Annotated in this window: 21 protein-coding genes; 9 read left to right on the top strand and 12 right to left on the bottom strand. The window is 39.6% G+C overall.

Going from position 1 to position 26,188, the window contains the following annotated elements; genetic code table 11:
* Positions 1-323 precede the first annotated feature (323 nt).
* From MSVAZ_RS02040 to MSVAZ_RS02030, 3 genes are all read left to right on the top strand, one after another.
* On the top strand, positions 324-893 hold the full coding sequence (locus tag MSVAZ_RS02040) for a GNAT family N-acetyltransferase (protein WP_048117416.1): 570 nt from the start codon (positions 324-326) through the stop codon (positions 891-893).
* 553 nt (positions 894-1,446) lie between these two features.
* On the top strand, positions 1,447-1,779 hold the full coding sequence (locus tag MSVAZ_RS02035; protein ID WP_048117413.1) for a carboxymuconolactone decarboxylase family protein: 333 nt from the start codon (positions 1,447-1,449) through the stop codon (positions 1,777-1,779).
* 105 nt (positions 1,780-1,884) lie between these two features.
* On the top strand, positions 1,885-3,354 hold the full coding sequence (locus MSVAZ_RS02030) for a right-handed parallel beta-helix repeat-containing protein (protein WP_048117409.1): 1,470 nt from the start codon (positions 1,885-1,887) through the stop codon (positions 3,352-3,354).
* A gap of 116 nt (positions 3,355-3,470) precedes the next feature.
* On the opposite strand, the gene MSVAZ_RS02025 is transcribed toward MSVAZ_RS02030, so the two are convergent.
* Positions 3,471-4,451, bottom strand: a complete 981-nt coding sequence (locus MSVAZ_RS02025) for an SPL family radical SAM protein (protein WP_048117406.1) — start codon at positions 4,449-4,451, stop codon at positions 3,471-3,473.
* Between the two features lie 220 nt (positions 4,452-4,671).
* Positions 4,672-5,502, bottom strand: a complete 831-nt coding sequence (locus MSVAZ_RS02020; protein ID WP_048117403.1) for a hypothetical protein — start codon at positions 5,500-5,502, stop codon at positions 4,672-4,674.
* A gap of 257 nt (positions 5,503-5,759) precedes the next feature.
* On the opposite strand from MSVAZ_RS02020, the gene MSVAZ_RS02015 reads away from it, so the two are divergent.
* The 4 genes from MSVAZ_RS02015 to MSVAZ_RS02000 all read left to right on the top strand — a co-directional run bounded on the left by MSVAZ_RS02015 (position 5,760) and on the right by MSVAZ_RS02000 (position 9,546).
* The gene (locus MSVAZ_RS02015) at positions 5,760-6,902 is read left to right on the top strand and encodes a radical SAM protein (RefSeq protein WP_084626046.1); all 1,143 of its coding nucleotides are present in this window, start codon (positions 5,760-5,762) and stop codon (positions 6,900-6,902) included.
* Positions 6,903-7,142: 240 nt separating this feature from the next.
* On the top strand, positions 7,143-8,168 hold the full coding sequence (locus tag MSVAZ_RS02010) for an L-histidine N(alpha)-methyltransferase (protein WP_048117400.1): 1,026 nt from the start codon (positions 7,143-7,145) through the stop codon (positions 8,166-8,168).
* Between the two features lie 32 nt (positions 8,169-8,200).
* Positions 8,201-9,178 carry a dimethylarginine dimethylaminohydrolase family protein gene (locus MSVAZ_RS02005; RefSeq protein WP_048117399.1) on the top strand — a complete coding sequence of 326 codons (978 nt, stop codon included), beginning with the start codon at positions 8,201-8,203 and terminating at the stop codon, positions 9,176-9,178.
* A gap of 107 nt (positions 9,179-9,285) precedes the next feature.
* Entirely contained in the window at positions 9,286-9,546 is a 261-nt protein-coding gene (locus tag MSVAZ_RS02000) for a hypothetical protein (RefSeq protein ID WP_048117397.1), read from the top strand.
* A gap of 207 nt (positions 9,547-9,753) precedes the next feature.
* Here MSVAZ_RS02000 and MSVAZ_RS18625 read toward each other — a convergent pair whose 3' ends face one another.
* Positions 9,754-10,086, bottom strand: a complete 333-nt coding sequence (locus MSVAZ_RS18625; protein ID WP_156150932.1) for a hypothetical protein — start codon at positions 10,084-10,086, stop codon at positions 9,754-9,756.
* 425 nt (positions 10,087-10,511) lie between these two features.
* On the opposite strand from MSVAZ_RS18625, the gene MSVAZ_RS01990 reads away from it, so the two are divergent.
* Complete coding sequence (locus MSVAZ_RS01990) at positions 10,512-11,114, top strand: IMPACT family protein (protein ID WP_048117394.1); 603 nt, start codon at positions 10,512-10,514, stop codon at positions 11,112-11,114.
* A gap of 174 nt (positions 11,115-11,288) precedes the next feature.
* Here the strand turns inward: MSVAZ_RS01990 and MSVAZ_RS01985 are convergent, their stop codons facing one another.
* From MSVAZ_RS01985 to MSVAZ_RS01970, 4 genes are all read right to left on the bottom strand, one after another.
* Positions 11,289-11,999 (bottom strand): cupin domain-containing protein, encoded by a 711-nt coding sequence (locus MSVAZ_RS01985; RefSeq protein ID WP_048117392.1) that lies wholly within the window; start codon positions 11,997-11,999, stop codon positions 11,289-11,291.
* Positions 12,000-12,094: 95 nt separating this feature from the next.
* Positions 12,095-13,120 carry a methylcobamide:CoM methyltransferase MtaA gene (mtaA, locus tag MSVAZ_RS01980; protein ID WP_048117389.1) on the bottom strand — a complete coding sequence of 342 codons (1,026 nt, stop codon included), beginning with the start codon at positions 13,118-13,120 and terminating at the stop codon, positions 12,095-12,097.
* 407 nt (positions 13,121-13,527) lie between these two features.
* On the bottom strand, positions 13,528-15,225 hold the full coding sequence (locus MSVAZ_RS01975; RefSeq protein WP_048117388.1) for a histidine kinase N-terminal 7TM domain-containing protein: 1,698 nt from the start codon (positions 15,223-15,225) through the stop codon (positions 13,528-13,530).
* A gap of 663 nt (positions 15,226-15,888) precedes the next feature.
* Positions 15,889-16,965 carry a hypothetical protein gene (locus MSVAZ_RS01970; RefSeq protein WP_048117385.1) on the bottom strand — a complete coding sequence of 359 codons (1,077 nt, stop codon included), beginning with the start codon at positions 16,963-16,965 and terminating at the stop codon, positions 15,889-15,891.
* Positions 16,966-17,308: 343 nt separating this feature from the next.
* Between MSVAZ_RS01970 and MSVAZ_RS01965 the strand changes: the two genes are divergently transcribed.
* On the top strand, positions 17,309-17,842 hold the full coding sequence (locus MSVAZ_RS01965) for a GNAT family N-acetyltransferase (RefSeq protein WP_048117382.1): 534 nt from the start codon (positions 17,309-17,311) through the stop codon (positions 17,840-17,842).
* Between the two features lie 403 nt (positions 17,843-18,245).
* Here the strand turns inward: MSVAZ_RS01965 and MSVAZ_RS01960 are convergent, their stop codons facing one another.
* The 5 genes from MSVAZ_RS01960 to pyrH form a co-directional block, all read right to left on the bottom strand.
* Positions 18,246-20,861 carry a right-handed parallel beta-helix repeat-containing protein gene (locus tag MSVAZ_RS01960; protein ID WP_232316186.1) on the bottom strand — a complete coding sequence of 872 codons (2,616 nt, stop codon included), beginning with the start codon at positions 20,859-20,861 and terminating at the stop codon, positions 18,246-18,248.
* Between the two features lie 1,083 nt (positions 20,862-21,944).
* Entirely contained in the window at positions 21,945-22,706 is a 762-nt protein-coding gene (locus MSVAZ_RS01955; RefSeq protein ID WP_232316185.1) for an ABC transporter ATP-binding protein, read from the bottom strand.
* Positions 22,699-23,901 (bottom strand): ABC transporter permease, encoded by a 1,203-nt coding sequence (locus MSVAZ_RS01950; RefSeq protein WP_232316184.1) that lies wholly within the window; start codon positions 23,899-23,901, stop codon positions 22,699-22,701. The genes MSVAZ_RS01955 and MSVAZ_RS01950 overlap by 8 nt, the downstream gene beginning before the upstream one ends.
* Before the next feature lie 47 nt (positions 23,902-23,948).
* On the bottom strand, positions 23,949-25,127 hold the full coding sequence (locus tag MSVAZ_RS01945; protein WP_048117377.1) for a hypothetical protein: 1,179 nt from the start codon (positions 25,125-25,127) through the stop codon (positions 23,949-23,951).
* A 294-nt stretch (positions 25,128-25,421) separates the two neighbouring features.
* Complete coding sequence (pyrH, locus tag MSVAZ_RS01940; protein ID WP_048117373.1) at positions 25,422-26,123, bottom strand: UMP kinase; 702 nt, start codon at positions 26,121-26,123, stop codon at positions 25,422-25,424.
* Positions 26,124-26,188 lie beyond the last annotated feature (65 nt).

Here is a 26,188-nt window from a genome sequence, read left to right as displayed (position 1 = left end):
ATATTTTTGTGATCTAAACTTTATTTCTCTGTAATGCTTAGAAATGATTCAAGTATAATATCAAGGATATCAAGATATTTATTGCCAAGAATCATTATCGTGATAATGAAATTAGGATCAATTCCTGAACTGCAAATTTGAAGTTATATTTTTATTATTTCTTATTATGACTAATTCAACTAAATTTAGATAAAAATTGAAATTCAACTAAATTTAGATAAAAATTGAAGTATAATTTAAGATAGATTTATCACAATTCAGAAACAATTATAATTATCTTTGAGAATTTCACCAACAGCATTATTCACAATATAAGTGATTTCATGAGCCTCTCTAAAATCTACACTAAACCCATTGCATATTTAACGAGTTTTAAGAGACTCATACGTGATACTATCGGAGCTCTTCTTATAAGGGACTGGAAACAGATGGAAAAGGAAAACATTATGCCTATAGAGGGCGTTATGCTTCCTGAAGTCCTTAGAATTCAAGGAGAAGGGTTTGAAAATCAAAGACAGGATATGCTTATAAGATATTCAACAAAACTCAAGAAAATATTTTATGTAATAAAGAGTCAGAACCAAGTAGTAGGATACTCAGTATACTACATAATACTAATACCTACCTTTAAAGGCTTCAAGAAAAAATCAGTAGTTTGTTCGATTTCAATTGACAGAAACTTCAGAAAACAGGGGTTTGGCGAGAAATTATTAGAAGAGAGTATCCAGGAAATGAGGTTAAACAAAATAGCTTCGGTATTATTGTATGTAAGTGTAAATAATGCTTCTGCTATAAAATTATATGAAAAAGTGGGCTTTCGAATAATAAGGGAAACAACAAATATTTGTGGTGAGAACGAAAGATGTTATGAAATGGAATTGAGTCTTGTTTAATGGTTATTTGGTTAAATGGTCATTTTGTTTAATGGCTATTTTGTTTAATGGCTATTTTGTTTAATGGCTATTTTGTTTAATGGCTATTTTGTTTAATGGCTATTTTGTTTAATGGCTATTTTGTTTAATGGCTATTTTGTTTAATGGCTATTTTGTTTAATGGCTATTTTGTTTAATGGCTATTTTGTTTAATAGTTACTTGGTTTAATGGTTATTTGGTTTATCTATTCCTTTTTGACTACTTTCAGGGATTAACTGTCTCATGTTTACATAGAATTTGTTTTTGTCAATGTACTTGTATCTGACATATGCAGTGTCTCAAATTTGCTGTAAATTTGAAGTCAAGTTTTTGCGTACGATGGAGAAAATTGATCTTCCGCTATGGAATTTTTTACTTTGTAACTTTTGGAGATTTGTGGTTTTACAGAATAATTGGCACCTTGCCGATTAGTTCAAAATGATTTGAACCAATCCATAAATATAAAATTATCATATTACAAATTACCTTAGCAGCTTGAAATCAAAGCCACATTGATAAAAAGGAGACATAGAAATGAGAATGCTTGAAGAATTTTTCCCGGAGTTTACCCAGAAACTGGACGAAATTGATCAGCTTTACGCCGAAAAAAGGATGATTGACGAAAAGACCTATCAGTTCATTTGCTTTGCTCTCTCCATCAAAGCCAGGTCAAAACCCTGCGTTCTGAAGCATTTTAAAGGCGCCCTCGAAGCAGGAGCTACAGTCAAGGAACTTTCATATATCTTTGCCCTGGTCATGCGAGAAGCCGCAGGTGCCGATGACTGCTGGACCCATGATGTACTTGGGGACTGGAAAGAAATCCTGAAAGGTAATATTTCCTGCAGTTGCGCAGGAGATGAGAAGTAAGATTGCAATAACAACTTTTTCAAGTTTATTTTTCAAACCCGGTCCAAGAATTCGCTTTTAAGAATTTTTCAAGACTGAGGTTTATAATTAAGAGTAAGGAATAAAATGGACGAAAAATATCTGACGTACTTAAAGCAAAACCGGAAAAAAATAGGACTCTCCATTGTAATTTTTATATTCCTGGTCGCATTGGGAATATTCATTTTCTCTACTATGGAGTCCAACATTCCTCCTAAGTCGTCAAACAATACTGTGTACGTAGCTGGCGACGGAAGTGGAAACTTTACCTGCGATGGAATTGACGATCAGGTAGAGATAAATCAAGCTCTTGAATATGTTGCAAAAAATTCACAGTTCTCAACCGTTCATTTGAAAGGCCCAAATACATACGTCATCTCTGACAGTATTCTAATTGGAAATAATACAATCTTAGAAGGAGACGACACGGCTGTAGTAAAACTCCAAGATAACGCAAACTGGCCAGTGGGTAATCCCATGATAACACAGATGGGCAGCCATGGAGTCTATGGAGTCACTATAAAAGGATTTGAAATAGATGGAAATCATGACAAGAATGAAGATAGGCAAAGAGGACAAGGATATTACAACATGATCAAGTTCCTTGACGCTAAAAACGTAGACGTTAATGATATGTATATGCACGACGGGCATGGAGACGGGTTAAGAGTAGAGAGAGGCGCTAATATCACGTATTATAATAATAGAGTGTATAAATTGGGACATGATGGTCTTTTTGCCATCGATTGCCTGAATGTAGAAGCCTGGAACAATAGAATCACTTGCAGGACCAACAGCGGCCTTAGAGTCTGGAACTCAAACCATGTAAAATTCCATGATAACGTAATAGATTCCTTTTACCACTGGAGTGCAGGTGGCTCTGGAATTCAGATTGAGAAAACAACAGGTATCGTCAACGATGTTGAGGTATATAATAATACTATCAATAATACCTATGGTCCCGGAATCTGGCTGATAGGTTATGGAGAAACTTATCCCGAGGAAGAGGCGCAGAATGTCCACATTTATAAGAATACCCTCTATAACACAGGTACTAATCCAAGTATTGACTGGGTAGGAGGGGTTGTAACCAGCGGGTTTTATGACACCCTGATTGAGAGGAATGTGTTTGACGGAGTATATCATGCAGCCATTGTCCAGATGTATCCTCCTTCTTCCGAAGACACAGACAATTCAGTTGATCTTTCACCTCAGGGTACAGGGTACAAAACGATTGTCCGTAATAACATAATCATTGATACCCAGAAGCGTAAAAAAGACCCTGATGGGACAGGATATGCAGTGATTAATTATCTGCCTGAAACGCATTCCTTTGTGCTGGAAAACAACTGTCTGTACAATAATACAGGTGGAAATTATAAAAATGCAAGTTCAACCACTGACATATATGTAAATCCTCTCTTTGTAAACCATAATAAGCATGATTATCATCTGAAATCAAACTCCCCTTGTATTGGTGCGGGATACGTGCCATCAAATTCATCAAAAGAGCTAGATGAGAATGAAAACAAGATAAACATAGGAAGGTATGACTGATACTTGTGGTACTTGCGCTTGTAGTACTTAATAAAATCAGAAATGTAGTACCTGCACTTGTAGTGCTTACTAAAAAATCAGAAATGTAGTACCTGCACTTGTAGTACTTACTAAAATCAAGAATCATTTTCTGAGAAATCCGTTAACGTGAGCTGCTTCGAACGGGAAAGTTTTGCCTGCATGGGTTTCATGTAGTCTCCAGACAAATGATATCTTTCCATAAGAGAGCTGAACATTTCATAAAGTTTGGCCTTATAGGCCATATCAGCTCCTCCTTTTGCATACAATTTGCGGTAAGGATCCACAAGTTCGGGAAAGTTAAGTTCAAGAAAACCGAAGAAATGCTTTCTGGTTTCGCCCCTGAGGTTCAGAACTCCAGGCAGAGCGTAATCCACACCACATTCGGTTGCAAGAGACATAATTTGTTCGAGATTCTGAGGGTTGTCAGTAAGAAAAGGAAGAATTGGCATCATATGGATTCCAGTAACAGCAGATGTGTTTTTAAAAGCCCGCAGGACTGAAAACCGTTTATCAGGTGACGAAGCCAAGGGTTCCAGTAGAGCACTTAATTTTTTATCCACCGTTGTAACCGTAACTGCAATATTTACAGATGTTAGTTCAGCAAGTTCTGAAAGAAGGTCATAGTCCCTGAGGATAAGATCCGATTTTGTAGATATAGTGACAGGATTTCGGTATTTAATCATCAGCGCCAGAACCTCGCGCATCAATCCGTACTTTGCTTCTACAGGCTGATAACTATCGCAGACTCCGCCTATATTAATTACTTCCTTTTTCCAGCTTCGTGCTGCAAGCTGCTTTTCAAGAGCTTCTGCAACATTCGTTTTTACGTAAATTTTTTGAAAAAAAGCACATTTTTTATCCACTGCGGAAGAACAGCTTTCTCTCCCGAATCCTGGCTCTGCACAAGCAGACTTCTTCTTTTCTTCCAGATAGCTATGAGAATACATTGCATAACAGTAATTACAACCGTGTTCACAGCCCCTGTAAATATTCAAATCCCAATGAAATGGTAGATTAATCCTGCTGGATTTATTTATCCGATTCAGAGCTTTTTTAACCTTGATTTCTTCGAACATCCCAAAATAAGATAGGGTTGAGAACTATAATAAACTTAAGAACAGAAAACCTAAAAGAACTTTGTAGCAGGAAAGAAATTTCCAAAAAGTAGAAAAAGAGAATATTACTCTCAGTAGTTATTCTCTAGAGTTATTCTTTGGAATTAGTCTCTAGAGTTATTCTCTGGAATTAGTCTCTGGAATTATTCCCTAGAATTAGTCTCTGGAATTAGTCTCTGGATTATTCTTTGTAAACTCCATCTCCTGTAATAAGTTTTCCTTCAGCCTTTACCCATCCTTCCTGAGGGCCTGAAAGTCGGATAGAAATCCTATCACTGTAACCATTAGATTGCCAGCCGTAAATCCACCATTCGTTTCGGCCATCCATCTGAACAAAAATCTGAACCTCGGTATCAGGAGACGCATCATAGTGTGCATATACCAGGCTCTCATAATCAAAATATTCGGGGTTGATATGCTCAGGTAGAGGAATTTCCGAACCTTCTTCGGATTCTCGGAGATTATTTTTGGGCAGGAGCACGGACTCATTACCAACAGGGAATCTGGTATTAATCATATGGTCAGCCCTTACGTTAGTCCCGAAATCAAAAGATGTCAAAACTGGGGTTTCTTCTGAATATTCATTGGACTCAACTATCTGTTCTTCTTCCTGAACTTCATCTTCAATATTCTCGGACCCAGGTTCAGGCTCGGGTACGGCTACAGGAAGGGAATGATAAACCGGTTTAATCTCGGCAGCTTCTATTTTGAACATTGGTCCATGCTCAGTATCTGTAAGGCTAAGATTCCAATTTGAAGGCTTATTGTAATAATCACCATTCACCATTTCCAGTCCTACCTCGGATTCATTCTCAAAAACAGGAACCGGCAAATATAAAGTTACATTTTGCAGCGTGCTGTTGCTTTCTATAATTATATTGTATTCATAATTACTCATAAGACTATCATTATACATTTCCTCGTTTTGATTCTCCAGATAGATTGAACCCAGCACAAGCAAAAGAAGAATAAATAATACAATCCCTCCAAAAATTGTTACCTTTCTGTTCATTGTCAGTCATTCTCCCCTAAAGATTGAAAACAAATATGTGAGAGAGATAGTTAAACCTTGCTAAATTTAACAAGAAGAATAATCCTGGATTTGTTACGCATTTGTCGCACTGTATGAATTAACTACAAAAAGAACCGAAGTAACCGGAATACACTATTTACTGGCAACAAATTACTTTTTATAAATTAGAAGATTGGACTCAAAAAAACACTTAGTTTCTTGTAATTTGATAAGGAACGTTAAATATATATTTTAACATGTGGGAGGAAAAACCGAAGAACCTGGATACGTTAAGCTTGTTTTCACCTCCTCCGATGTTGAAAGGGTACATGTACGGAGCACAGGAAGCCCATCAGGCACGGAACTCAAACAAGCTTTTAGCCATACGTCTTGAAACGAACAAATCCTGCAATCTCCGCTGCCGCTACTGCTATGCACAGAGTGGTGAGGACTCGGCAAAAATAGCCGATTTTAATAATCTCAAGCGTATTATTCAGGAGGCAAAAGAACTCGGGATCAGGTCTGTGGTCGTAATTGGGGGAGGAGAACCGACCCTGTACCCGAGTTTCAGGGATTTAATAGCCTATATTGATTCCCTGGAAATAATCCCGGTGATTTTTTCGAATACGGTTTTGATGACAGAAGAACTCGCAGGGTTCCTGTACAAACACAATGCCTCAGTAATGGGAAAGTTAGATTCCCTTAAGCCTGAGGTTCAGGACTACCTCGCAGGAAGAGCAGGAGCCTCCGAAGATATCAGAAAGGGGCTTCGAAGTCTTCTCAAAGCAGGATTTTCAAAACCGGCAGGGCCTGGAAAACTCCGTCTGGGAGTTTCTTTCGTCAGTAACAAAATGAATCTGGAAGAAATTGAGGAGATCTGGCATTTCTGCAGGCAAAACAATATTTTTCCCAATATGGAAATTCTAACGCCTACGGGCAGGGCAAATGACGAACTTGAGGATAAGCTACTCACGGCTGACGAGATTAAGGAATATAAATTAAAACTGCTGGAAATTGACCAGAAATATTACGGGTATGACTGGCTGCCCTACACACCAATTACCGCAAGCGGCTGCCTTCAACACTTATACAGCCTGTATATCAATATCGAAGGAAATGTCCGGCCCTGTGCACCTACAAAACTGGACGAACATCCTGCGCTCAGAGTTGGTGGGGAATATCCCTATAATGTAAATAAAATGAGCCTTCGGGAGATATATAATTCCGATCTTTTCACATACGTCCGAAACATCGATAAAATGCTCGAGGGAAGGTGCAGGAACTGTGAACATAATGAAGAGTGCATAGGCTGCAGGGGATATGCTTACAGCGTAGGAATCAAACATGGCATCGACCCTCTTAAAGCCCTCAGGATGGAGTGCCAGCAGTGTTTCAAATAAATGACAGATTGGTAATTGAATGGTAAAAGAATGATAAAAGAACGGTAGAAGAACGGTAGAAGAACGGTAGAAGAACGGTAGAAGAACGGTAGAAGAACGGTAGAAGAACGGTAGAAGAACGGTAGAAGAACGGTAGAAAAACGGTAGAAGAACGGTAAAAACAAACCTCAGGCAATAAATAAGTTAAAAGAAATAAATAAAGAAATGTACTGTTGAATAATTTGAGGAGATGGTGAGAAATTGAACAGTACAGGAAGAGTGGAGTTTGGACAGGTTTCGGAAAATAATGAAAAGATAGTAATGACCAGTAAGGAGGACATCGAAAAAAGACTCTGTCAATGCCTGAAAAACCATGAACTGCCTGATTACCTTCTATATATGGGCACTGGAGGAACAAAAAACTGGCTGAAACTTGATGAGGCAAAGACATTTCCTGTAGCCAGGCAACTCAAAGTCCTTCTGGAAAAAAATCTGGACTCAATCGTAAGATTTATTCCGACAGGTATGAGTCTCGTAAGTGTGGGAGTGGGAAACGGGGAGAAGGAAAGAATTTTTCTCGAGGCGCTAGTGAGAAAGAATCTGGCTGAAAACCCTTCCTCAGGAAAAGTGTCGATGCGCTATTACCCCATCGATATAAACAGTGAATTTGTAGACATCGCTCTTGAAAAGGTAGATAACCTGCCTGTTGAAAAGAAGGGAATAGTTGGTTTCATAGAGGACATAGCCATTCTTAAAGAAAATTGGCGCCTTCCGATTCTGTTCTGCGTTTTAGGAAATACCTTTTGCAATTACGAGCCAGAGTTTATTCTTCAGCTTGTCCATGAAAACCTTGAGCAGGGAGACCTTTTTTTCTTTGATGCCAACCTGCTACCTACTGAAGGCACAGAGGGACAATCGGTAAGGAGGTCCGTACTGGGCACATATGCCTCAAGAGAGAATGCCCTCTTCAATATGTATCCCCTGCTTGAGTACGGAATGGCTCCTGAGGATTTTGATTTTGAACTCTTGCTTGCGCATGTAAACTCAAAGATAGGGGGAGTATACAGGACAAGGAAGAGTTTGTATATCCTGAAGGATACCGAACTCAAAATCGGGACAGAAACCATAGGCTTAAGGGAAGGAGACATCATCCGTATGGGTTTTACTTATAAATATACATATGACCAGATTACAGCTTTCCTGGAAATTTGCGGGTTTGAAATCCTCAAGGCTTTCCGGAGTGAAGACCAGGCAAATGCCATAATCCTTGCAAAAAAATGTATATGAGGATGAAACGGATCAAAAGGTAGGTTCAGGGTATGGGTTGCGAGATAAATGGACTGGGTAGAGCCAGGAAAACGAGATCAGGTATCGATTATGGGTGCGAGGAACTTGGGAGGCTGAAAAGCGTATTGATGCATACGCCTGGGGAAGAACTTTCTCTACTCAACGAATTGAACTATAAACACTGGCTATACGATAAGGTTCCTGAGATTTCCGGGTATATTAAAGAGCATAGAAATTATCAGGAGCTACTTGAATCAAACGGGGTCAGGGTCTATGAACTTGAAGATTATGTGGACGAAAACACTGGCCTAATTAAGAAGATGCCAAATTTAACTTTCTTGCATGATACCGCAGTTATCTCCGGAAAAGGGGCTATTCTCTCAAGAATGCGTCCACCTGCAAGAGAGAAGGAAGAAGTTGTTGTAAAGGAAGCCCTGAATAATCTGGGAATTCCCATTCTCAGCGAATTCAATGGAGATGAAGGGTTTTTCGAAGGCTGTCTCCTGCTCTCAAAAGAAACAGTCTTTGTAGCTGATACGGAAAGGCACACTTACCCATTTATAAGAGAATTTGTTTCAAACATTCTCAAAGAGTTCAGTGAAGTTATTTACGTCCGGGTTCCGAAAGCCAGGAGGTACATGCACCCTGATACTGTCTTCAACAGGATAAGGGAAGATCTTGCTCTTGCTTATCTACCTGCATTTGAAGAAAGCTGTCTGTTTACGGAAGATTCAGGAGAAAAAATCGATTTTAAAGCTTTCATGCGTGAGAAGGGGATGGAAATCATTTCTGTTTCGGATTCCGAGCAAAGCCGCCTGGCCTGTTCTTTTGTTCCTCTAGAGAGCGGAACTATTTTTCACTACGATACCGCACTTGATCAGAAAACCAGGAAAGACCTTGAAAATGAAGGTATTGAGATTATTTCTTTTCACCCGGATGCCTTGCTTGCAGGAGGAGGGAGCCTGCGCTGCCATACTCTGAGGCTTTGCAGAAGGAAAATTAAGAATTAATGTGTCCTCTTCTAATTCAATGGAGAATTTTCCAACTCAATAAATATGCCACAATTTTATCATCTAGTTAGAAAGTTGGATGCATCGCTTGATGTTGTTTATCATACTTGATAGAATTCATAAATTTTCAGAAAATACATGAAATTTACTTTTACCCATACAATTTGAAGAGGACACCAAATCAGGATAAAACAAATCAGGATAAAACAAATCAGGATAAAACAAATCAGGATAAAACAAATCAGGATAAAACAAATCAGGATAAAACAAATCAGGATAAAACAAATCAGGATAAAACAAATCAGGATAAAACAAGAAACGAAAGGATCTTCAGATTAACTTCATTGAGCTCGAAGCTATTGTTATAAGATAAGATTGTTAAATATATGTTAACGTAGTCTCTGATAGCAGCAGTAAAAAAATTGCAGATTACTGTATTGAGAAAATTTTCTAGGAAATTTTCGATGTGAAGAGATATAAAATCAGAGTCAATTTATATCAAGTCGTTTTAAAAAAACTAAAATTGTAGCCTATTAGAAAGGCTACTTGGATAATTCCTTTTTTATTCTGTCAAATTAAAGACTAGAATTATTGCCAATTATAGAGTCATTGTCATCAGACATGTTGTCATCAGACATGTTGTCATCAGACATGTTGTCATCAGACATGTTGTCATCAGACATGTTGTCGACAGACATGTTGTCGACAGACATGTTGTCAGAGTCGTTTCCAAATGTACCGTTCTCGGCTGGTGGAACTTCTGCAGCTACATTGTCGGATGGAGTTCCATTGTCTGCTACTGGAGTCTGGTCAGTCACTTCTTCTTGAGATCCATTTTCTGCTGTTGTGTCAGCCGTCTTATCAGAGCAGCCAGCTGCAAAGACAACAGCACTAATAACAAGGAGCATTGCCATAATCTTTAACATTTTTTTCATTAATAATACCTCTAAAGTTCTCTTCCTTTTTACACCCAGCTCATATAAAATTATGGGATTTTTCATATGAGATATTTATGCATGACCAGTCAATAACATTAAAACTTTTCGATTTGATAAAAGAATAATACTGCAAAATGGGCTCTTTAGTTAAGATATATACACCAAAATGAGCAAATTCAGAATTTTTTAAGTTAGTATAAACTATTTAGATAATTGATATTAATTTTTTTTGAAATAAACCCTAGAAAGAGAATAAATCGATAGAACGTTATTATAAAAGAACCGCCTGGTGGGAGAAAAGTATTTTAATTTGATGTAATATTCCTCAGTTGAGAAAACTCAAACCCGTTAACACCCGGTTTGGACAAGATCTGAAAGCATTCTGAGGATAAAATCTGAAAAATTACAAAACTCTTAAACGCTGTGGTAAGGCTCAGAAGGAATTCAAAAATTCCCTGTTCATAGGTTATGCCAGACCTGTGGAAAGTGAAGCTGAGGCAAAAGCTTTCATAAAAGGTATAAAGGAATTGCACCGCGATGCAAACCATAATGTTTCGGCTTATTTTATAAAAGAAAAAAGCTCTTTTGCCCTCAAATACGATGACAACGGGGAGCCTGCGGGCAGCTCAGGAAAACCTGTTTTTAAAATACTCGAATCAAAAGAAATCCAGAACGCGGCTGTAGTCGTGACCCGGTACTTTGGGGGAATAAAACTGGGTTTTGGAGGACTTTCAAGAGCATACCGAGATACGGCACTCTCTGCTATTGAAGAAGCAGAAGTTATTGAAGTTTTCGAGCAGGTCAGATTAAGAATACGCCTGGGGTATGCAGAAAGTCAGAAAGTAAGAAACCTGATAGAGAAATACTCAGTAATCCAGGAAGAAAAGTACTCGGATGCCGTGGAACTCATCCTCCTTGTAAGAGGGGATCTTGAAGATGAATTCATTAAAAAAATAATAGATCAGACAAAAAATAAGTTAGCACTTGAAAGGTTTTAACTTCATCAATCAATTTTGCACTCTTGCCGGACGCCCCGAAAATAAAAAAACTGAGGCCGAAGAGAAAAAAAGTCAAAACCGTAGAGAAGTCAGCTCTTAATATTTTTCTGCAGCATCGACCCCCCTTCTTGCGGCATTATCTTGATGTAACTGTAACGCTGAGAATTTACACCCTTACAATTCAAGATCTCTTATGTGGCGCTCGTATTGTTCTTCCCAGGCCGGAGCAGTTATGCAGACCTGCTTGAGATTTCCACGGAACCAGAACCTTTTTCCTGCAGGCACGACAACTACATCTCCAGCTTGGGCCTCAAATTCTCTGTCCTCAACTATCCAGACCCCACTGCCTTCAAGGATATAATATATAAAATCGCTTTTTTCATGCAGGAACTCCTCTGTGTGCCCTTTCTGCGTTTCCTGATAGAGTACACCGGCATTTTCGGATTCGGCTTTAGTGATGTAGATTCTCATATTCACTCCTTTTTTCTCAATTACTGCCGCATCCTCAGGCTTGAAAACCACACGTCTGGACTCGGTAGGGCCAGCAGAGCATAACTCCGGATGAGAGCTTTCTTCGAGAGGACTAACAAGGAGAAGATTTTTCTCAAATCCACCTTTTTCGTGTTTTTTTCGCTGCCTTATTGTCTCAAGTTCCGCTTTTGAAGAGCCTCTCAGTTCTGCTATTCTATAAATTACCTCAAGCAGGTCTGCAAGCTCTTCAAGCTCTTTGCTTTCGAGGTACTCCTTCAGTTCTTCCTCAAGCTTATTTTCAAGCTCAGGAAGAAAACTGGAGTCTGAAAGCTCACGGATTATGCATTCCCTGCCTGAAAGTCTGAGAATTTCAGGCATAAGATCCCGAACTGCTTTTGAATTATTTTCGGTCATAATTTTGCCCGGTTACAGGAACTTTTGTTTAAGATTAGCCGATTAGCGATTGAAATTCAAATGAAAACAACGGAAGTTTAGTGTAAGAAGAAGATTTACTGTGAAAAGTAATCATCTCTTGCCCTGACAAGTGCCTTTATATTTTCAAGTGGGGTATATGGGGCAAGCCCGCAGCCTGGTGCAAGGATATCAATTCCATCTTCAAGGCAGGCAGTAGCTTCAATGAGAACTGCTTCAGGCCCTTTTGCGAGCAGGGTATCAGAAGGAGAAACATTTCCTATAAGCCTTGTCCGACCGCCTATAGTCGCTTTTGCGCAACTTACACTTACTTTTTCTTCAATACTTATTCCATCAAAACCTGCATCTCCGAGAGAATTGAGAACGGCTGTGGCATCGCCACACATGTGAAGGACTTTCAAGCCTTTTACTTTCCTGCAAAATTTTTTGTAAAGGGGAAAGACCGATTCTTCGAACATGTTGGGGGAAATAATATCAGGTCCGGCTTCGGAATCTATAAGGGTTATGGCATGTGCGCCTCTTTCAAGCAGGCCATTGGCATATTCTATGCAGGCATCGTTAAGAACTCCCATTAATTCCTCAACAACTTCAGTATCCTTCACAAACCATGTAATATAATTTTGTATTCCGGCAAGCATGAAGGCAAGTCCAGCAGGACCCACAACCCCTGCAACAACAGGCACCGTCTCTCCTACTTTTTCATTCAGAATTTCAACTGCTTCCAGGACTACCGAGGTCCTCTTGCTCTCAAGAAGCAAATCAGGAACCGTTATATCCTTCACATCTTTCTTGTTTTTGCAGGGGAAATCCGTGATGTAAGGCTGCATATCTATACTTCCTTCGTCTACTGTGCAGCCAAGGGTCTCTGCAAGTACGGTAATGTCGAAAGGGCAGCGCACATTCTCAAATCCTGCAATCTCATACCCTGCAAGTGCAAGCGCAGCCATCTTATCGGCATTGAAATTTGCCTGGGGCCAGTATGCTCCAGTCATTTCCATTAGTTCTACAGTGCCTGTCTGAGTTACGGAACAGACAGGGATAATGTCTACAGCTTCTCCTTTGAGTGCCTTTTCAAACCTCTCTCTCAGGGTAAATTTGCTCATTTTTATCACCAGAATGTAATTATCGGCTAAAGAATATGCTTTTGAGAGAATCTATTCAGAGAAACAATGTATTGAAACAAAGATATAAAAATATATGAATGAAAAGAACTCACCGAGACAATAAAAATAATGTATTGAGTCAAAAATGGTAGGAAGTAAAGATCGGTTCCAGTGAAAAACAGTATTGGAATTTAAATAATGTTGGTGCGATCTGGAAATTGTAATAATGTGAATATAATCTGAAAATATGAGTAATGTTAGATATAATGCAAAAAGTTTGAATGATGCCGAATATGATGTAAAAAATTGGATTGATGTTGACATGATGCGAAAAATTGAGTTTCGACTTAATATAAACACTTAAAATTAGTTTATTGAGAGTCTTATTGAGAAGCTTATTGATACGCTTATTGAGAAGCTTTTTCTCGCCAGTTCCCGGGTGGTACTATAATTTCAAATCTCGCACCTGTCCCTTCATTTCCGGTTTCTTTAATCTCCAGGCCTGTAATGGAAAGAATGCCTTTTACAAGGAAAAGCCCAAGCCCTGTATTTTTCCCGATGGATTTTTGAAAAATCAGCTCTTTCATTTCAGAAGAAACTCCGATACCATCATCTTTTACTTCAATTACAAGATTGTCATCAACCCTGCATGAACTAACACTGATTTCAGTTACATGTTCTCCATGTGACCTTGCATTGTCAAACAGATTGTAAAAGGCTTTTTTCAGCAGTGGATCAGCGTAGATCTCAGCTCGACTTTCCTCGATAGAAAACTTCAAGTTCTGACCGGAGAAGGGAAAGGCTGCTTCTTTTGCTGTATTACTTACGGATTGCCAGATCGGAGAAACTACTCCGAGTTCCTGGTAGTCTTTGGTGAAAACAATCTGGCTGTGGATTGTTTCGATACCTTTATTGAGATTTTTCAGATACTTCACTATTCGGGGATCATTCTTGACATTTTCAGGAAGAGTTTCAGAAATTAGTTCGGTGTACCCGGAAAGTACATTCACCTGGTTAAGAATATCATGTCTGGTAATGTTGCTCATGAGGTTTATCTTCTTGTTAGCCTGTTTTAGAGCCTCTTGATACCTATAAGTTTCAGTAGTGTCATGCATCATCAGTAGCCTGCCTTCTTCATTATCTTTTGTTAGGAGGGAGCTGACACTAAGAGTAAAAAGTTTTGTTTCAAGTCCGCTCTTCAAGAAAATTTCTTTGTTGAAATTGCCCTCATGAGCTTCACTCTGAGGCATTTGTACTTCATTCCCAAAAAGCTCATTTAAGTTTTTCCCGAGAACCTCCTTTTTTGTTTTCCCTGCCAGTTCAAGAGCAGCCTTATTGATATCTACTATGGAATCTGCAAGGTTTATTACGATATATCCGTCATTCATGGATTCGATTACATTTTCTCTTGCAATCGGAATAATGTTAAGAAATTCATGCTGCATGATACCCCAGAAGAGAATCAAACCTGTAATTGTAAATGCAAAAGGAGTCGGGTCGAGGAATGCAAAAGGACCTACATCTGCGATATGGAGAATATTCCCCAGGACTGGAATACATGCTGCAGTTAGAGCAATTGCTGCCTGAGCCCTGTAGGGTACAGTTAGATGGACAAACTGATTGAAGAAGAAGAAAACTCCAAGAAAAATTAGAGTAAAAGAATATATATAAAACACCCAGAAAAAAGGCCCGTGTATAAGCACAAGAAGAGGAAAACCCCTTGAGCCGTCCAGGTAATAACCTAAAAAATACATCCCATGAAAGCTATTTGTAAGCATCAGAAGGATTATGAGCAAAGGCATTATGAAAAATGCTTTTTGATGTTCCCTTACGAATTCTTTACATACCCCTGAGTATTCCGATGCAAATAAAAACCACGCTACCGGAGCAAAGGCCATCCCAATATATTCGAGGCGAGCAAAGAGATACTTTAGCTCAATGTCCATGAATCCAACCTCAAAGGCATAATTAATGGACCAGAGAGACATGCTTAGCATAATAAGTATGAAATATTTTGAGAAATACATCCTGCGGTACTTGAATGCGTTGTAGGCTTTGATTGCAAGCAAAGTCGACATAACTCCTGAAAAAATTAATGCTCCCATATAGGGAAACGCAGCGGCAGGGATTAGCAGACTGATAAGAATACCTTCCTTTATTAATCAATATCAGGCGGAGAATTGGGAGAACGAAGTTAAAAAAAAATTAAATGTTCTAATAATTACACAAAGCCCAAATATATAAATTTATGTATTAAGTGAGAAAGTCCACAAACTGATATTACTAAAACATTACGTTTTAAAGGAAATGAAAGACAACGAGTCAGAACGACGAGAAAGAATAATAAAAATTAGAACGATAAACGTTGCCTGAAACAGAGAAATCCTGAAAATTCGAAATGCAGTTATAAATTCAGAGCATCTTAATTTCCGCTCAATCAAGGTTAAAATTCTCTCAGGGGAAATCATTTCAAAATTTTCGAGCATTAATGAGGGAATAACCTGCTTGGTTAGCTTACAGGACTCCGTAGCATGGAGCTAGAATTCACTCATTGAAGCAGCAAAGGTGTCTTTCACTGTCTCAACCTTCTGCTGGAAAACTAACTTTTTGCTCTGGGAGCACTTTTACTCTATGGTTCAGGGGGAGTTAAAGTGCACAAACTTATTGATAAAAAAATTAAATGTAAATGATGAAAAATAAAAAAGTTTCAGAATTTTAGTAAAAGTAAATTTGTCATTTTCTAAGATAAAAAATTTAAAAAGGGATTCTTAGAATTCTTCACTGCTCGAAGGTAAATTGAGAATTTCAGGAAGTCCCAGATTAAATTTACATTTTTCAGAACTTGAAGCCTCAAGAATCTGCTGCTTTATATAGTACAGTGCATTCAGAATACTATCGCTGTCTTCAGAATTCATGTCTCCGGCATAGGGATGGATATTTTCTTCAAGGGCATTCAGAAGCCCTGGATCAAGGTCGTTTACGAAGTAAGTATCCAGAACCAGAAGACTCGAGATCTGCTCGTAGAATGATGTAAGTTCCCGAAGCCAGTCTGGAACTCCGTAATCTCTCGCATACTTTTCCCTGTTCAGGAACGCAAGGTAACTGGATATAGTATCTATGAGATCTTCGGTTAGCCTGTTATCAGGAAACACGATTGGAAAACGTTTTATCATTGCAGGAGCTGTGTAGCTCGAATATGCCATTTTAGACTTACAGATTGAAGGAAAGAGTCTGGCAATCGGACTGTTAAGCACTGCAGTAATATAGGCATACCTGCCTGGATCTTTGAGGACAATGCCGCATCCGTTCTCAAATACATGGTTTCCTTCAGCATCATATGCAGCCTGCAGATGATAGCCTTCAGTAGCAATAATCTTAGGAGTATTAAAGTATTCCAGAAATTTTCTGCCTTTTATGCTATAGTCTGCAGATACAAGGGGAGTGGTATCGTGGAGGAACTTTCTTTTGAATTCCAGAATTCTCCCGTAAGCCATAGGGAATTTTGTCTTGAGTTCTTCGGGAGGAATTACATTGTATTCTTTCTTTTTTCCCGCTGTGGACAATTCATAAGGCAGCATGAAACGATAAGGTGAAGGGCGAAATGCAAATTTTTCGGAAAAGGCTCCTGATACATACGGGTAAATAATTTCGGGTTCTATGAATACCGGACTGCAGAGGCCTTCGCAAAGATAATATGAGTCGGAACCGCCTTCCTCAGGAAGGGCAAGCCTGTGAAGTAGACCGTTTTGTGTGTTAATACCCCCAAAGATGCTCTCGGAGATATCTCCAAGTGTTACCGGGATTTCACATATCTGTTCTACAATTTTGTTTTGTTTAACAAACATCTATTTTTCACTTCTGTAAAAGTACATTGAGAAATGTGTTCTCTTGTGCTTTTTATTTTCAGGAAGAAATTCCTGAAGGAATCATACAAATTGTATGACGACTCAAGAATTTTGGACTTCTAGACCCCTATTTTAACATCAAAGTCCACCTGAAATATAGGGTAGATTTGGGTACTAATGCATGGAATACTACAATAGCATAAGTATATAAATATAATCGTACTGATAATAAATTATAAATATAAATCATGACAAATAAGGAGTCCAGATAAAAGAGGATTTAACAGGATTCGTACTGCAACTGACTAAAAGAGCTTAAATATTTACATTCCGATTATAGCATATGCAGGAAAGAGATCAGCTCAAATCCCTTGTAATAAGAGAGACTACGCCGCAAGATACTCAGGAAATGCTTGAAATCTTTAATTACTATATAGATAATAGTTTTGCAGCCTACCTCGAAACCCCTGTTGGGCCGGAATTTTTCAAGACTTCACACGATGAGGGAGAACCGAATAAAAGTGAACCTTACCCCTTTTATGTAACGGAAGAAGACAACAGAGTGATCGGTCTCGGAGCCCTGAGGCCTTATCTCCCCTTCCCAAACTTCCAGCACACCGGAGTACTCTCATATTTTATCCTGCCAGAATACACAAGAAAGGGCCAGGGAACAAAGCTGCTGGATTTCCTGTGTCAGGAAGCTAAAAAGAAGAATATGAAAAGCCTCCTTGCAAACGTCTCCTCGAAAAACCAGGCCAGCCTGAACTTCCACCTTAAACATGGGTTTGCAGAATGCGGCAGGTTTAAAGATGCAGGAACAAAGTTCGGAAAGTATTTTGATATTGTGTGGTTTCAGAAGTTCCTGGAAGAAGACTGATTGAAGTTCAGATCTTTTTTTATTATTAAAAATATATAAATGTTATTGAATAATACAAAGTTGGAGAAGCATCAGAGTCACAAAGGTTCCATCCAATATAATATATGGTTTATTTTTATGGCTTTTCGTTGTTTTGTGTGGATATCCTCATAATATGGCTCTTCTTGTTTTGTGTGGATATCCTCATAATATTCTCATAAAAACCAATGCGGTCTTAATTGAAAACCATCTTATCCAGAGGGAATGATTAAGAGCCGCTTTAACCCTTCTGAGAAGCTGTACAGCCTCCTATTTCCTGAGAAACTGTACAGCCTTGTTTTCAGTGTGCCACTAATTTCCTGCTGCCCATATACCTGACAGTCAGGACATTTTTTCAGGAGATTTTCTTTTTCAGCACTCCAGATTAGATTGTGACACGAGAATCTGCAAGAGGCAGATAATCAATACCCTCTGTATTCACGGTATAAGCTGCATCACAGATACCATCTCCGTTCTTATCTGCATGGGTCTGGCTGAAGCCGTCTCCTTTTGGAGTACCCCAGAAATTCCCACCAAGGTAAGTTCCACCAACAATATTCTTTGCCGGTGTCAGGGTTGTATTCAATCTCGTACCTGCGTTAGAACCTTGCAGATAAATATTGTTTACGTTGCTGAAATAGTTATTATAAATCGAGTTGCTTCCCGAATCAAGAAGGAAAAGCCCATACTCCGAGTTTGAAGTAACCCTGTTACTGTCCAGGATATTACTCCTGGAAGAACCCAGATAGATCCCATGCCTGGAGTTTGAATTTGCCTGGTTACCTGACAACCTGTTATCGCTGGAATTTTTCAAATAGAAACCGAATTTGTTATTCGATACGTCATTCTCACTCAGGTTGTTGTTACTGGAATAGGCAATCCACATCCCGTAATTGCTGTCTGAGGCCGAGTTGTTGGAAAACGCATTTTCGCTGGAATTCTGCAGATAAATGGAGACATAATTGTTCGAGGCTTCATTATTAATTAACGCGTTTTTGGTCGCTTCCCAGACACTGATTCCGGACACGGTGCTGTCTAACGCAGTATTGCCTGTAAGAACATTTCCACTTGATGTCTTTACATAGATACCGATCTGGTTATTTAATGCCCTGTTGTCGTTCAGCTTATTATCATTACTCGAAGAGTACAGCCATAAACCATAATTGCTATCCGACACCGTGTTATTACTGAGCAGGTTTGCGCTGGAATTTCTCAGAACGATAGAAACACTGTTATTCGAGGCTGTGGAATTGCTTAATGTATTTTCCACAGAATCCCACAGATTGATACCAGAGTTTATGCTGCCTGATACCTTACTGTTGTTAAGTACGTTTCCGCTGGAAACTTTCAGATAGGCCCCGATTTTATTGTTTGACAGAATATTTCCTTCCAGTGTATTATTGTTAGAAGAATCCACCCAGATACCGTAGTTACTACCGGATACCGAATTATTGAGAAGCGTATTTTCCGCGGAATCACGCAGGAGAACCGAAATTCCGCTCCCTGAGACTGTATTATTGTTCAGGAGATTGTTGCTGGCAGAATCAAGACGGATCCCGGACCCTGTATCCGACCCTGAGTTATTGCTAATAGAGGAATTGTTCCCACTGAAAAGGTTTGAAGTAGGATCTATGTAATTGTTAGAGAGCTGGTTGCTTTCGATATTACAGTACTTAACTCCATTAAGATGGATGCCTGAACTGGGGTAGTCTACAGGCCCGATTATATTCAACCCGCGAATTGTCACTCCATCCGCAATAATATAGAAAACATCATCCAGACTGCTGGCTGCCTTGACAATAGTGTCCCCACTGGTGTCCCCATAACTGGAAGATTGGGAGGTCAGAGTCAAATTCGTTACGTAGACGTCGACATTTTCTTCATAGACTCCCGGGAAAATAAGGATTGTGTCACCAGGGAGTGCGTTGTCTATTGCCGCCTGGATAGACGTAAAATCCGCAACCGGTCCTGTACTATTATTTACAGTAATCACTACCGGCTCTAATCCTTTAAGGGGAAGATAATCTATGAACTGGGTGCCTTCGATATTATACTGGGAATCAAATATTCCGTCAAGGTCAATGTCCCTGGCTTTTTCAGGATATGTAGTCCCATCAGGTTTTGCCCAGAAATTGCCTCCCAGGTAAGGGCCGCCAGCTATGTTGGTACCCTCGGTTTTAGTTGTGTTCCAGGTATTTGTTCCCGAAACTTCTTCAAACTCTACGTTTACCGTATTATTGAAACAGTTATTATAAATCAGATTGTTTGAAGTTCCGTAAATATTCAGTCCTGATTTCGTATTGAGGGTTACAGTATTACCTGCCAGAGTGTTGCCGTTTGATTCGCCTGTAAGATAAATACCTTCTATGTTTTTAGAAATTGTATTATTCTCCAGGACATTGATAGAGGAGTCAAAAAGTGAAATTCCATTACTGCAATTTGAGATTGAATTATTGCTCAAATTATTGTACATGCCGCCGCCAATACTAATCCCGGTCAGACAGTTTGAAATTTCATTATTCTCAAGCGTATTGCTTGAGCTCAGTATATATAGATCGATACCGCAGCTGTTATTGAACAATTCATTGTTTTCAATGTGACATTCAATAAATTCAAAAACATGAATACCTGCGGAATTGGACCCACTTATGCCAAAACCTTTAATGCTTACGTCGTTTGCCCAGATACTGAAGACATCTTGAGAAACGTCGGCTGCCCGGACTACAGTATCGGAGAAATTTCCAGACTCGGAAACAATAGATATGTTCTTATTAATTACAATATTCTCCTCATAAATACCGGGTTTGACAACTATTTCATCTCCTGGATTTGCAGCAGCTACAGCCGCCTGGATGGTAGTAAAATCTGCAGGCTGACCAGTGTTGTTACTTACAGAAATCACATTAGCTGCTGCACTTCCTGCAGTCATCAGGTGAAGTGCGAGAATTATTAAACAAATAATTTTCAAGATTCCTTTTACATACATCATAATACGCCCCATATTAAAATTTCATAAGTTGTGAGATTCCTCTTTTACAGCAACTATTGCAGTTAATAGCTAGATACGGAAAATTTATGTGAGGTATTACAGGATGTTTCATAACCGAGGAAATTGAGATTAAATCAATTAGATCGGTAAGATCGGTTGAACCGTTTTGACTGGTTTATCGGTTAAACCGCTTTGACTGGTTTATCGGCCAGGTAATTTGACTGAATAGTATGGAATCGCTCATAGTCCCCATAACTCCAGACTTTGAGGTCACATAAAAAAGACGAAAGAAACCAAACACTCAAAACAATCTTTTTTATTCTGACTCTTATCCGGTTTATTGTCCTGACAGGCTAGCTGTAATTATAACGTAGAAGAACAGCGTTTTTCAGCAGGAAACTGTATAAATTTTGAAACTAATAGCATATATAAAAAATTTATACTGTTATAAAAAATTAACCCAAGAGTTAAAGAGTGCGCTCAAAAAGATAGAAATCATAACAATAAAACAGCCAAATTTGGAATTTCTCATTGACCAAAATAGGAAACCAGACTCTCTATAGACTGTTCTCTACGGGGATTCAGTTCCAAAATATAGTGATAAAAGTAAGTGTAACATCACACTACACAGATTTATAACCTTAACTCTGCATCGCGTAGGGAATAAACCTATTCAAGTATTGTGTCTTTTGATGTTGTTTTTTAAAGGGTTTTTACACTTTTCCTTTCTCTATTGCTTTTAATTTTACCAGAAATTTGTTAGGTATTTAATGTCTATTAATTCTTTAGATATCGAAAATTTTGTCTGAAATAAACTGAAAAATATGGAGAAAATTTATTCCCTATAGGATATAAGTATGAGTAATTTTTGCATTTTTGCTTATTTTTAAATTCGAGATCTATAGGCTTAAACATCAATTTGTTATCTTTCTCTCCGCAAGGAATAACTGAAAAATCCTAGACTGTGTTTTAATGATTCAGAGTGGAACATGCTCAAGAGCACTGTTATTGAAAAAGTTATTCCCTATTTGTGGCAGAGTTAAGGTTATAATTCTGAAGAAAAAACCGTATTTTAAAGCCTGATTTGTATGATGGTTAATCTTTAATGACCCCGTCCGTAATCCTGAGCACCCTCGAGCACTCCTTTGCAACCTCAGGGTCGTGCGTTACAACAAGAATCGTCTGCCCTTTTTCGCTCAATTCTTTGAAGACCCGCACAATTGAATCCCTTGTCTTGCTATCCACCTCACCTGTAGGTTCATCAGCCAGAATAACCGCCGGCTTATTCGCAAGTGCCCTGGCAATAGAAACTCTCTGTTGTTCTCCTCCTGATAATTCCGAAGGCTTATGGGAAAGTCGGTCTCCAAGGCCAAGTTCTTCGAGCAGCTTTCTGGCCCTGCCTCCTCTTTCTTTTTTGGGCACTCTGGAAAAGCGCATGGAAAGCTCAACGTTTTCAAGTGCAGAAAGTGTAGGGATAAGGTTATAGTGCTGGAAAATAAAGCCTATTTTTTCTCTTCTCACGCGGGGAAGCAGTTTTTCAGGCACAGATGTAAGGTCTGTCCCATCAAGAATTATTTTACCGTCAGTTGCTTTTTCAAGTGTGCCTATAAGAGCGAGGAGAGTAGATTTTCCGGAACCTGAGGGCCCCATTATCGCAAGAAGTTCCCCTTTTCTTACAGTTATGCAGGCGCAGCGGAGGGCATGGACAGGGATTTTGCCCTGGAAATAGGTTTTGGAAAGGTTTTCAACCTGAAGTATGATTTTCTGGTCTTCGTTACCCCAATTAAGCTTATTATCTTCTTTTTCCGGCTTATTCGAGACCTCAAGCCCTTCCCCCACAATCTCGATCTCATGCATGCTTCAAAGCCTCCATAGGGCTCATTTTCGAGGCCCTGTACGCAGGATAAAGCCCTGAAAGAGCACCTATCAGCAAGGCAAAAAGCATGGCAATTACAAGTAGCCTGGTCGTTATCAGGAAAAGCACTATCCTTGTGTTTGCGAGCCATGCATTCATAATATAGACAGCCACGGAACCTACCAGAATTCCGAGGATTCCGCCGAAAAGGCCCATAAATGAAGCTTCTCCGAGTGTCAGGAGCAAAATATCCTTTGTTTCGGCCCCAATGGCTTTTAAAATTCCAAATTCCCTTGTTCTCTCGGCAACGGACATGAGCATGGTATTCATCACGCACAGGCCGCCTATGATTGCTGCAAGAAGCCCTGAGCTGATAGTGATTACGCTAAAAATCATAAAGGACTGCCTTGCCTGCACCTCAAGCTCTCCAGGAGAAAGTGTGCTTGTGCCTTTAACGCTCAATTCTATGCGTTTGGAGAGTATTTCGGCATCCACTCGCTCGTCAGGCACCGCAAAGATATAGGAAATCGAATTACCAACGTCGTAGAGGTCCTGAGCAGTTTCAAGAGGTATGATTACCGCGTTATCGAAAATCGAGCCGGTATAATCCAGAATTCCTACAACTGTAAAATACTTGTCATGGATCTCAAACTTACTCCCGATCTGGAGTTTATATTCCCTCTGTATGTTGCTTCCGACAACAACATTATATGAATCCCCTGGATTGAGGAAACGGCCTGCTTTCAGCTCTACGGGATAAAGGGCAACGCTGGATTTCTCCGGTGGGACTCCCAGAATTTGCTTCCCGGTCATTCCCATTTTGTCCTCATCAAAAGTAGTCATTAAAAGCCCATATGCATCTTTCACCCCTGCCACCCGGAGTACGTCACTCACCTTATCGTCCGTAAGCCCCCCTCCAAAGACTCCACTTTCGGCAAAAACCCGAATTTTGTCGCTGGTCACACTCATGGAACGCTCAAAGGTCTGGTGGAAATTTTCGGACATCGCACCCATAACTATAACTGCAAAGATCCCGAGGGCAATCCCGCAGATTGTTAGTGCACTCCTGACCTTCCTGTTCATTATATTTCGGATGATGAGGTCAAACATAATGATCCTGCGTTCGAGTTTTATACTATTTTGGGCTTTCAAGGCTTTCAAAGCTTTCAAGATTTTCAAAGTTTCCAAAGCTTTCAAGATTTTCAAAGCTTTCAGGACTTTTTATTTTCCTTTTTCAGAACTCTTTATTTCCTTTTCCTTCCAGACAAGATTCCAGCGCAGAGAAAAATCCCCAGAACTGTGAAGAAGCAAATAGACGGAGATTCTTCGACGGGGGTTGCTTCAGCAACCGGCTCAAAAACCCTCAAAACCGTTTCATGGCTGTCCAGAATTTCTCCTTCGGAATTAAGCACATAGATCTTTACATTATAATCTCCCTTCGGGACTCCCTGCCAAATTATTCCTACCGTATCTTCTTTTCTCGAGGTCAGGATATCTGCGGTTTCCTCAAAAACCTGTACCTTCCCATCTTTAGGAGTCAGCACAACCCTTACAAATCCGTCAAAGGGCACCTGGGATCTTCCGATGACAGTAACACTTGCTCCGTATTCATCCACATCAATATCCCGGTCAACAATTTCCACTTTTTCTTCGGACTTGAAGTTCGATATGTAGGCTGCAGTGACATCAGGAGAGTGGGAATGGACCTTCAAAAGGGCAGTGTAGTTTTTATTTTTCTCAAGCAGGAAAGGCCAGTAGCTTACATTGTAATAAGTGCTGGTAACAGGGATATTCTTATGCTTTTCAGAATACACGATTTCCGTTCCTGAGAGAAGTTTAAGGTCAAGGTCGATCACGCCGGGTTCAGGCGCCTGTATACTCCTGAGGTTAGCAGGGCTTGTAAGACTCATTAAAACTGAAGCTTTCTCGGAATCTGCGGAGAAGTCAACAAGTTTAAGTTTTGAAAGGATGGGATTGCGGTCGGAAAATGAAAGTTTTCTGAAAGCAAGGCTTTCATTCCCGTTTTTAACATAAACCTGCGCTGTATAAGAGTCCGTATCTTTTCCAAAATCATTCTCAATTCCCCAGAAAAGTACTTTTGTAACTTCCTGCCCTTTCTTAACAGGCCCTAGAAGAAAAGTTTCCGATTTCAGCAGTTTCGTCTCCGAATTCAAAGTAAAAACAAGAGAAACATTTTCAAGAGGCTGCTCAAACCGTACTGTAGTATCCGCGAGCACATTGTCCGAGAAAAAATCCATGATAACGGCATCTCTCTGCCTTTCCTTTTCAAAGGCTGTCCCATCTACTGCAGCGAAAGCAGGAATGAGATCAGCGCAGAAGATTATCAGGAATAGAAGAATGAAAAAAAAGTGGAAAATAAACCCTCTCTGTCTAAAAGAACTCTTTCTTTCAGGCAAGCTCAAACCCGACTCCTCCTCCCTTTAAGAAATATCAGGACAGAAACTTCAGGAAACTGGCTTTGTAGGAGTTCTAAACTCTAAACCGACACTTCCGTCTGTTTTCTGTTATTGGGATATATGTCGGAACCTCTATGTTTAAGTTTTCATTTTCTGTAAAAATAAAGATTTTGAAGCCAGCTTTTATTTTTCGAACTCTATCTTGTCTGGCTGTTAATACTGGTCTGAGCCTTAATTGGTTTGAACTTTAAGTCTTAATTGGTTTGAACTTTAAGTCTTGATTGGTTTGAGTTTTGAGCCTCACATCTTTGTCGTAATCCAGGTCCCGCAGGATATTGGAGATTTTTTGACGGCTTCCCCATCGAGAACTTCTCCGAGCATGGCAGGATTCCGGGCATCCATGACAAGTGCATCGAGCTTGCAGCGTTCTATAATTTTTGCGGCTACAGGGTCAACAGGGGACTTGGAACCTGCTTTCATCTCGATTGCCATGACTATGTTTATGAGCTTCTCAGGAGAGATTTTATCGTACTTTACGGCCGAAGGGTCACAGTTAGGGTCTGCGGAATAAACTCCGTCAATCGAGGTTGCAATTGCCAGCAGGTCTGCCCGCAGGAACTCTGCAAGAATTGCAGCAACGGCATCCGTTGTCTGGCCAGGGGTAATTCCTCCCATGACGACTACCTTTCCGGGACGTATAGCCTTTGCAGCTTCCAGATAATTTGTAGGAATTTCCGGAGAGGCATCGGGCCCAAGAGCTGCAGCAAGCAAGTGTGCATTCAGGCGAGTAATTTCGATACCTATGTAGTCGCATGTAACTTCATCGGCACCAACTGCCCTTGCAGTTTCGATGTAATTCCTTGCCGCTTCTCCTCCTCCGGCTACTACAAGCAGGGTATGCTTTTTCGAGAGCTTACGGAGAACATCCGCATATTTTAAAAAACGATCGGGATCTAGATTTTTTGCGAGAATTGAACCGCCTAATGAGAGTACTATGAGCATGATGATCTCTACACATTAACAATTCGGATTTTTAAATGTATCGCTGGATATTTTTTACTTAAGTT

Source organism: Methanosarcina vacuolata Z-761, from assembly GCF_000969905.1.
In the GTDB taxonomy this organism is placed as follows: Archaea; Halobacteriota; Methanosarcinia; order Methanosarcinales; family Methanosarcinaceae; genus Methanosarcina; species Methanosarcina vacuolata.
Note: the sequence above shows the minus strand (reverse complement) of the source record. Positions and strands in the feature narration are given on the sequence as shown.

What these genes read in the sequence shown, in the direction of transcription:
- MSVAZ_RS02030 (WP_048117409.1), top strand. Translation starts at nt 1,885, where the DNA reads ATGGACGAAAAATATCTGACGTACTTAAAGCAAAACCGGAAAAAAATA.
- MSVAZ_RS02015 (WP_084626046.1), top strand. Translation starts at nt 5,760, where the DNA reads ATGTGGGAGGAAAAACCGAAGAACCTGGATACGTTAAGCTTGTTTTCA.
- MSVAZ_RS18625 (WP_156150932.1), bottom strand. Translation starts at nt 10,086, where the DNA reads ATGCTCCTTGTTATTAGTGCTGTTGTCTTTGCAGCTGGCTGCTCTGAT.
- MSVAZ_RS01975 (WP_048117388.1), bottom strand. Translation starts at nt 15,225, where the DNA reads ATGGGAGCATTAATTTTTTCAGGAGTTATGTCGACTTTGCTTGCAATC.
- mtaA (WP_048117389.1), bottom strand. Translation starts at nt 13,120, where the DNA reads ATGAGCAAATTTACCCTGAGAGAGAGGTTTGAAAAGGCACTCAAAGGA.
- MSVAZ_RS01970 (WP_048117385.1), bottom strand. Translation starts at nt 16,965, where the DNA reads ATGTTTGTTAAACAAAACAAAATTGTAGAACAGATATGTGAAATCCCG.
- MSVAZ_RS01960 (WP_232316186.1), bottom strand. Translation starts at nt 20,861, where the DNA reads ATGGGGCGTATTATGATGTATGTAAAAGGAATCTTGAAAATTATTTGT.
- MSVAZ_RS01965 (WP_048117382.1), top strand. Translation starts at nt 17,309, where the DNA reads ATGCAGGAAAGAGATCAGCTCAAATCCCTTGTAATAAGAGAGACTACG.
- MSVAZ_RS02025 (WP_048117406.1), bottom strand. Translation starts at nt 4,451, where the DNA reads ATGTTCGAAGAAATCAAGGTTAAAAAAGCTCTGAATCGGATAAATAAA.
- MSVAZ_RS02035 (WP_048117413.1), top strand. Translation starts at nt 1,447, where the DNA reads ATGAGAATGCTTGAAGAATTTTTCCCGGAGTTTACCCAGAAACTGGAC.
- MSVAZ_RS01985 (WP_048117392.1), bottom strand. Translation starts at nt 11,999, where the DNA reads ATGACCGAAAATAATTCAAAAGCAGTTCGGGATCTTATGCCTGAAATT.
- MSVAZ_RS02005 (WP_048117399.1), top strand. Translation starts at nt 8,201, where the DNA reads ATGGGTTGCGAGATAAATGGACTGGGTAGAGCCAGGAAAACGAGATCA.
- MSVAZ_RS01955 (WP_232316185.1), bottom strand. Translation starts at nt 22,706, where the DNA reads ATGCATGAGATCGAGATTGTGGGGGAAGGGCTTGAGGTCTCGAATAAG.
- pyrH (WP_048117373.1), bottom strand. Translation starts at nt 26,123, where the DNA reads ATGCTCATAGTACTCTCATTAGGCGGTTCAATTCTCGCAAAAAATCTA.
- MSVAZ_RS02040 (WP_048117416.1), top strand. Translation starts at nt 324, where the DNA reads ATGAGCCTCTCTAAAATCTACACTAAACCCATTGCATATTTAACGAGT.
- MSVAZ_RS02020 (WP_048117403.1), bottom strand. Translation starts at nt 5,502, where the DNA reads ATGAACAGAAAGGTAACAATTTTTGGAGGGATTGTATTATTTATTCTT.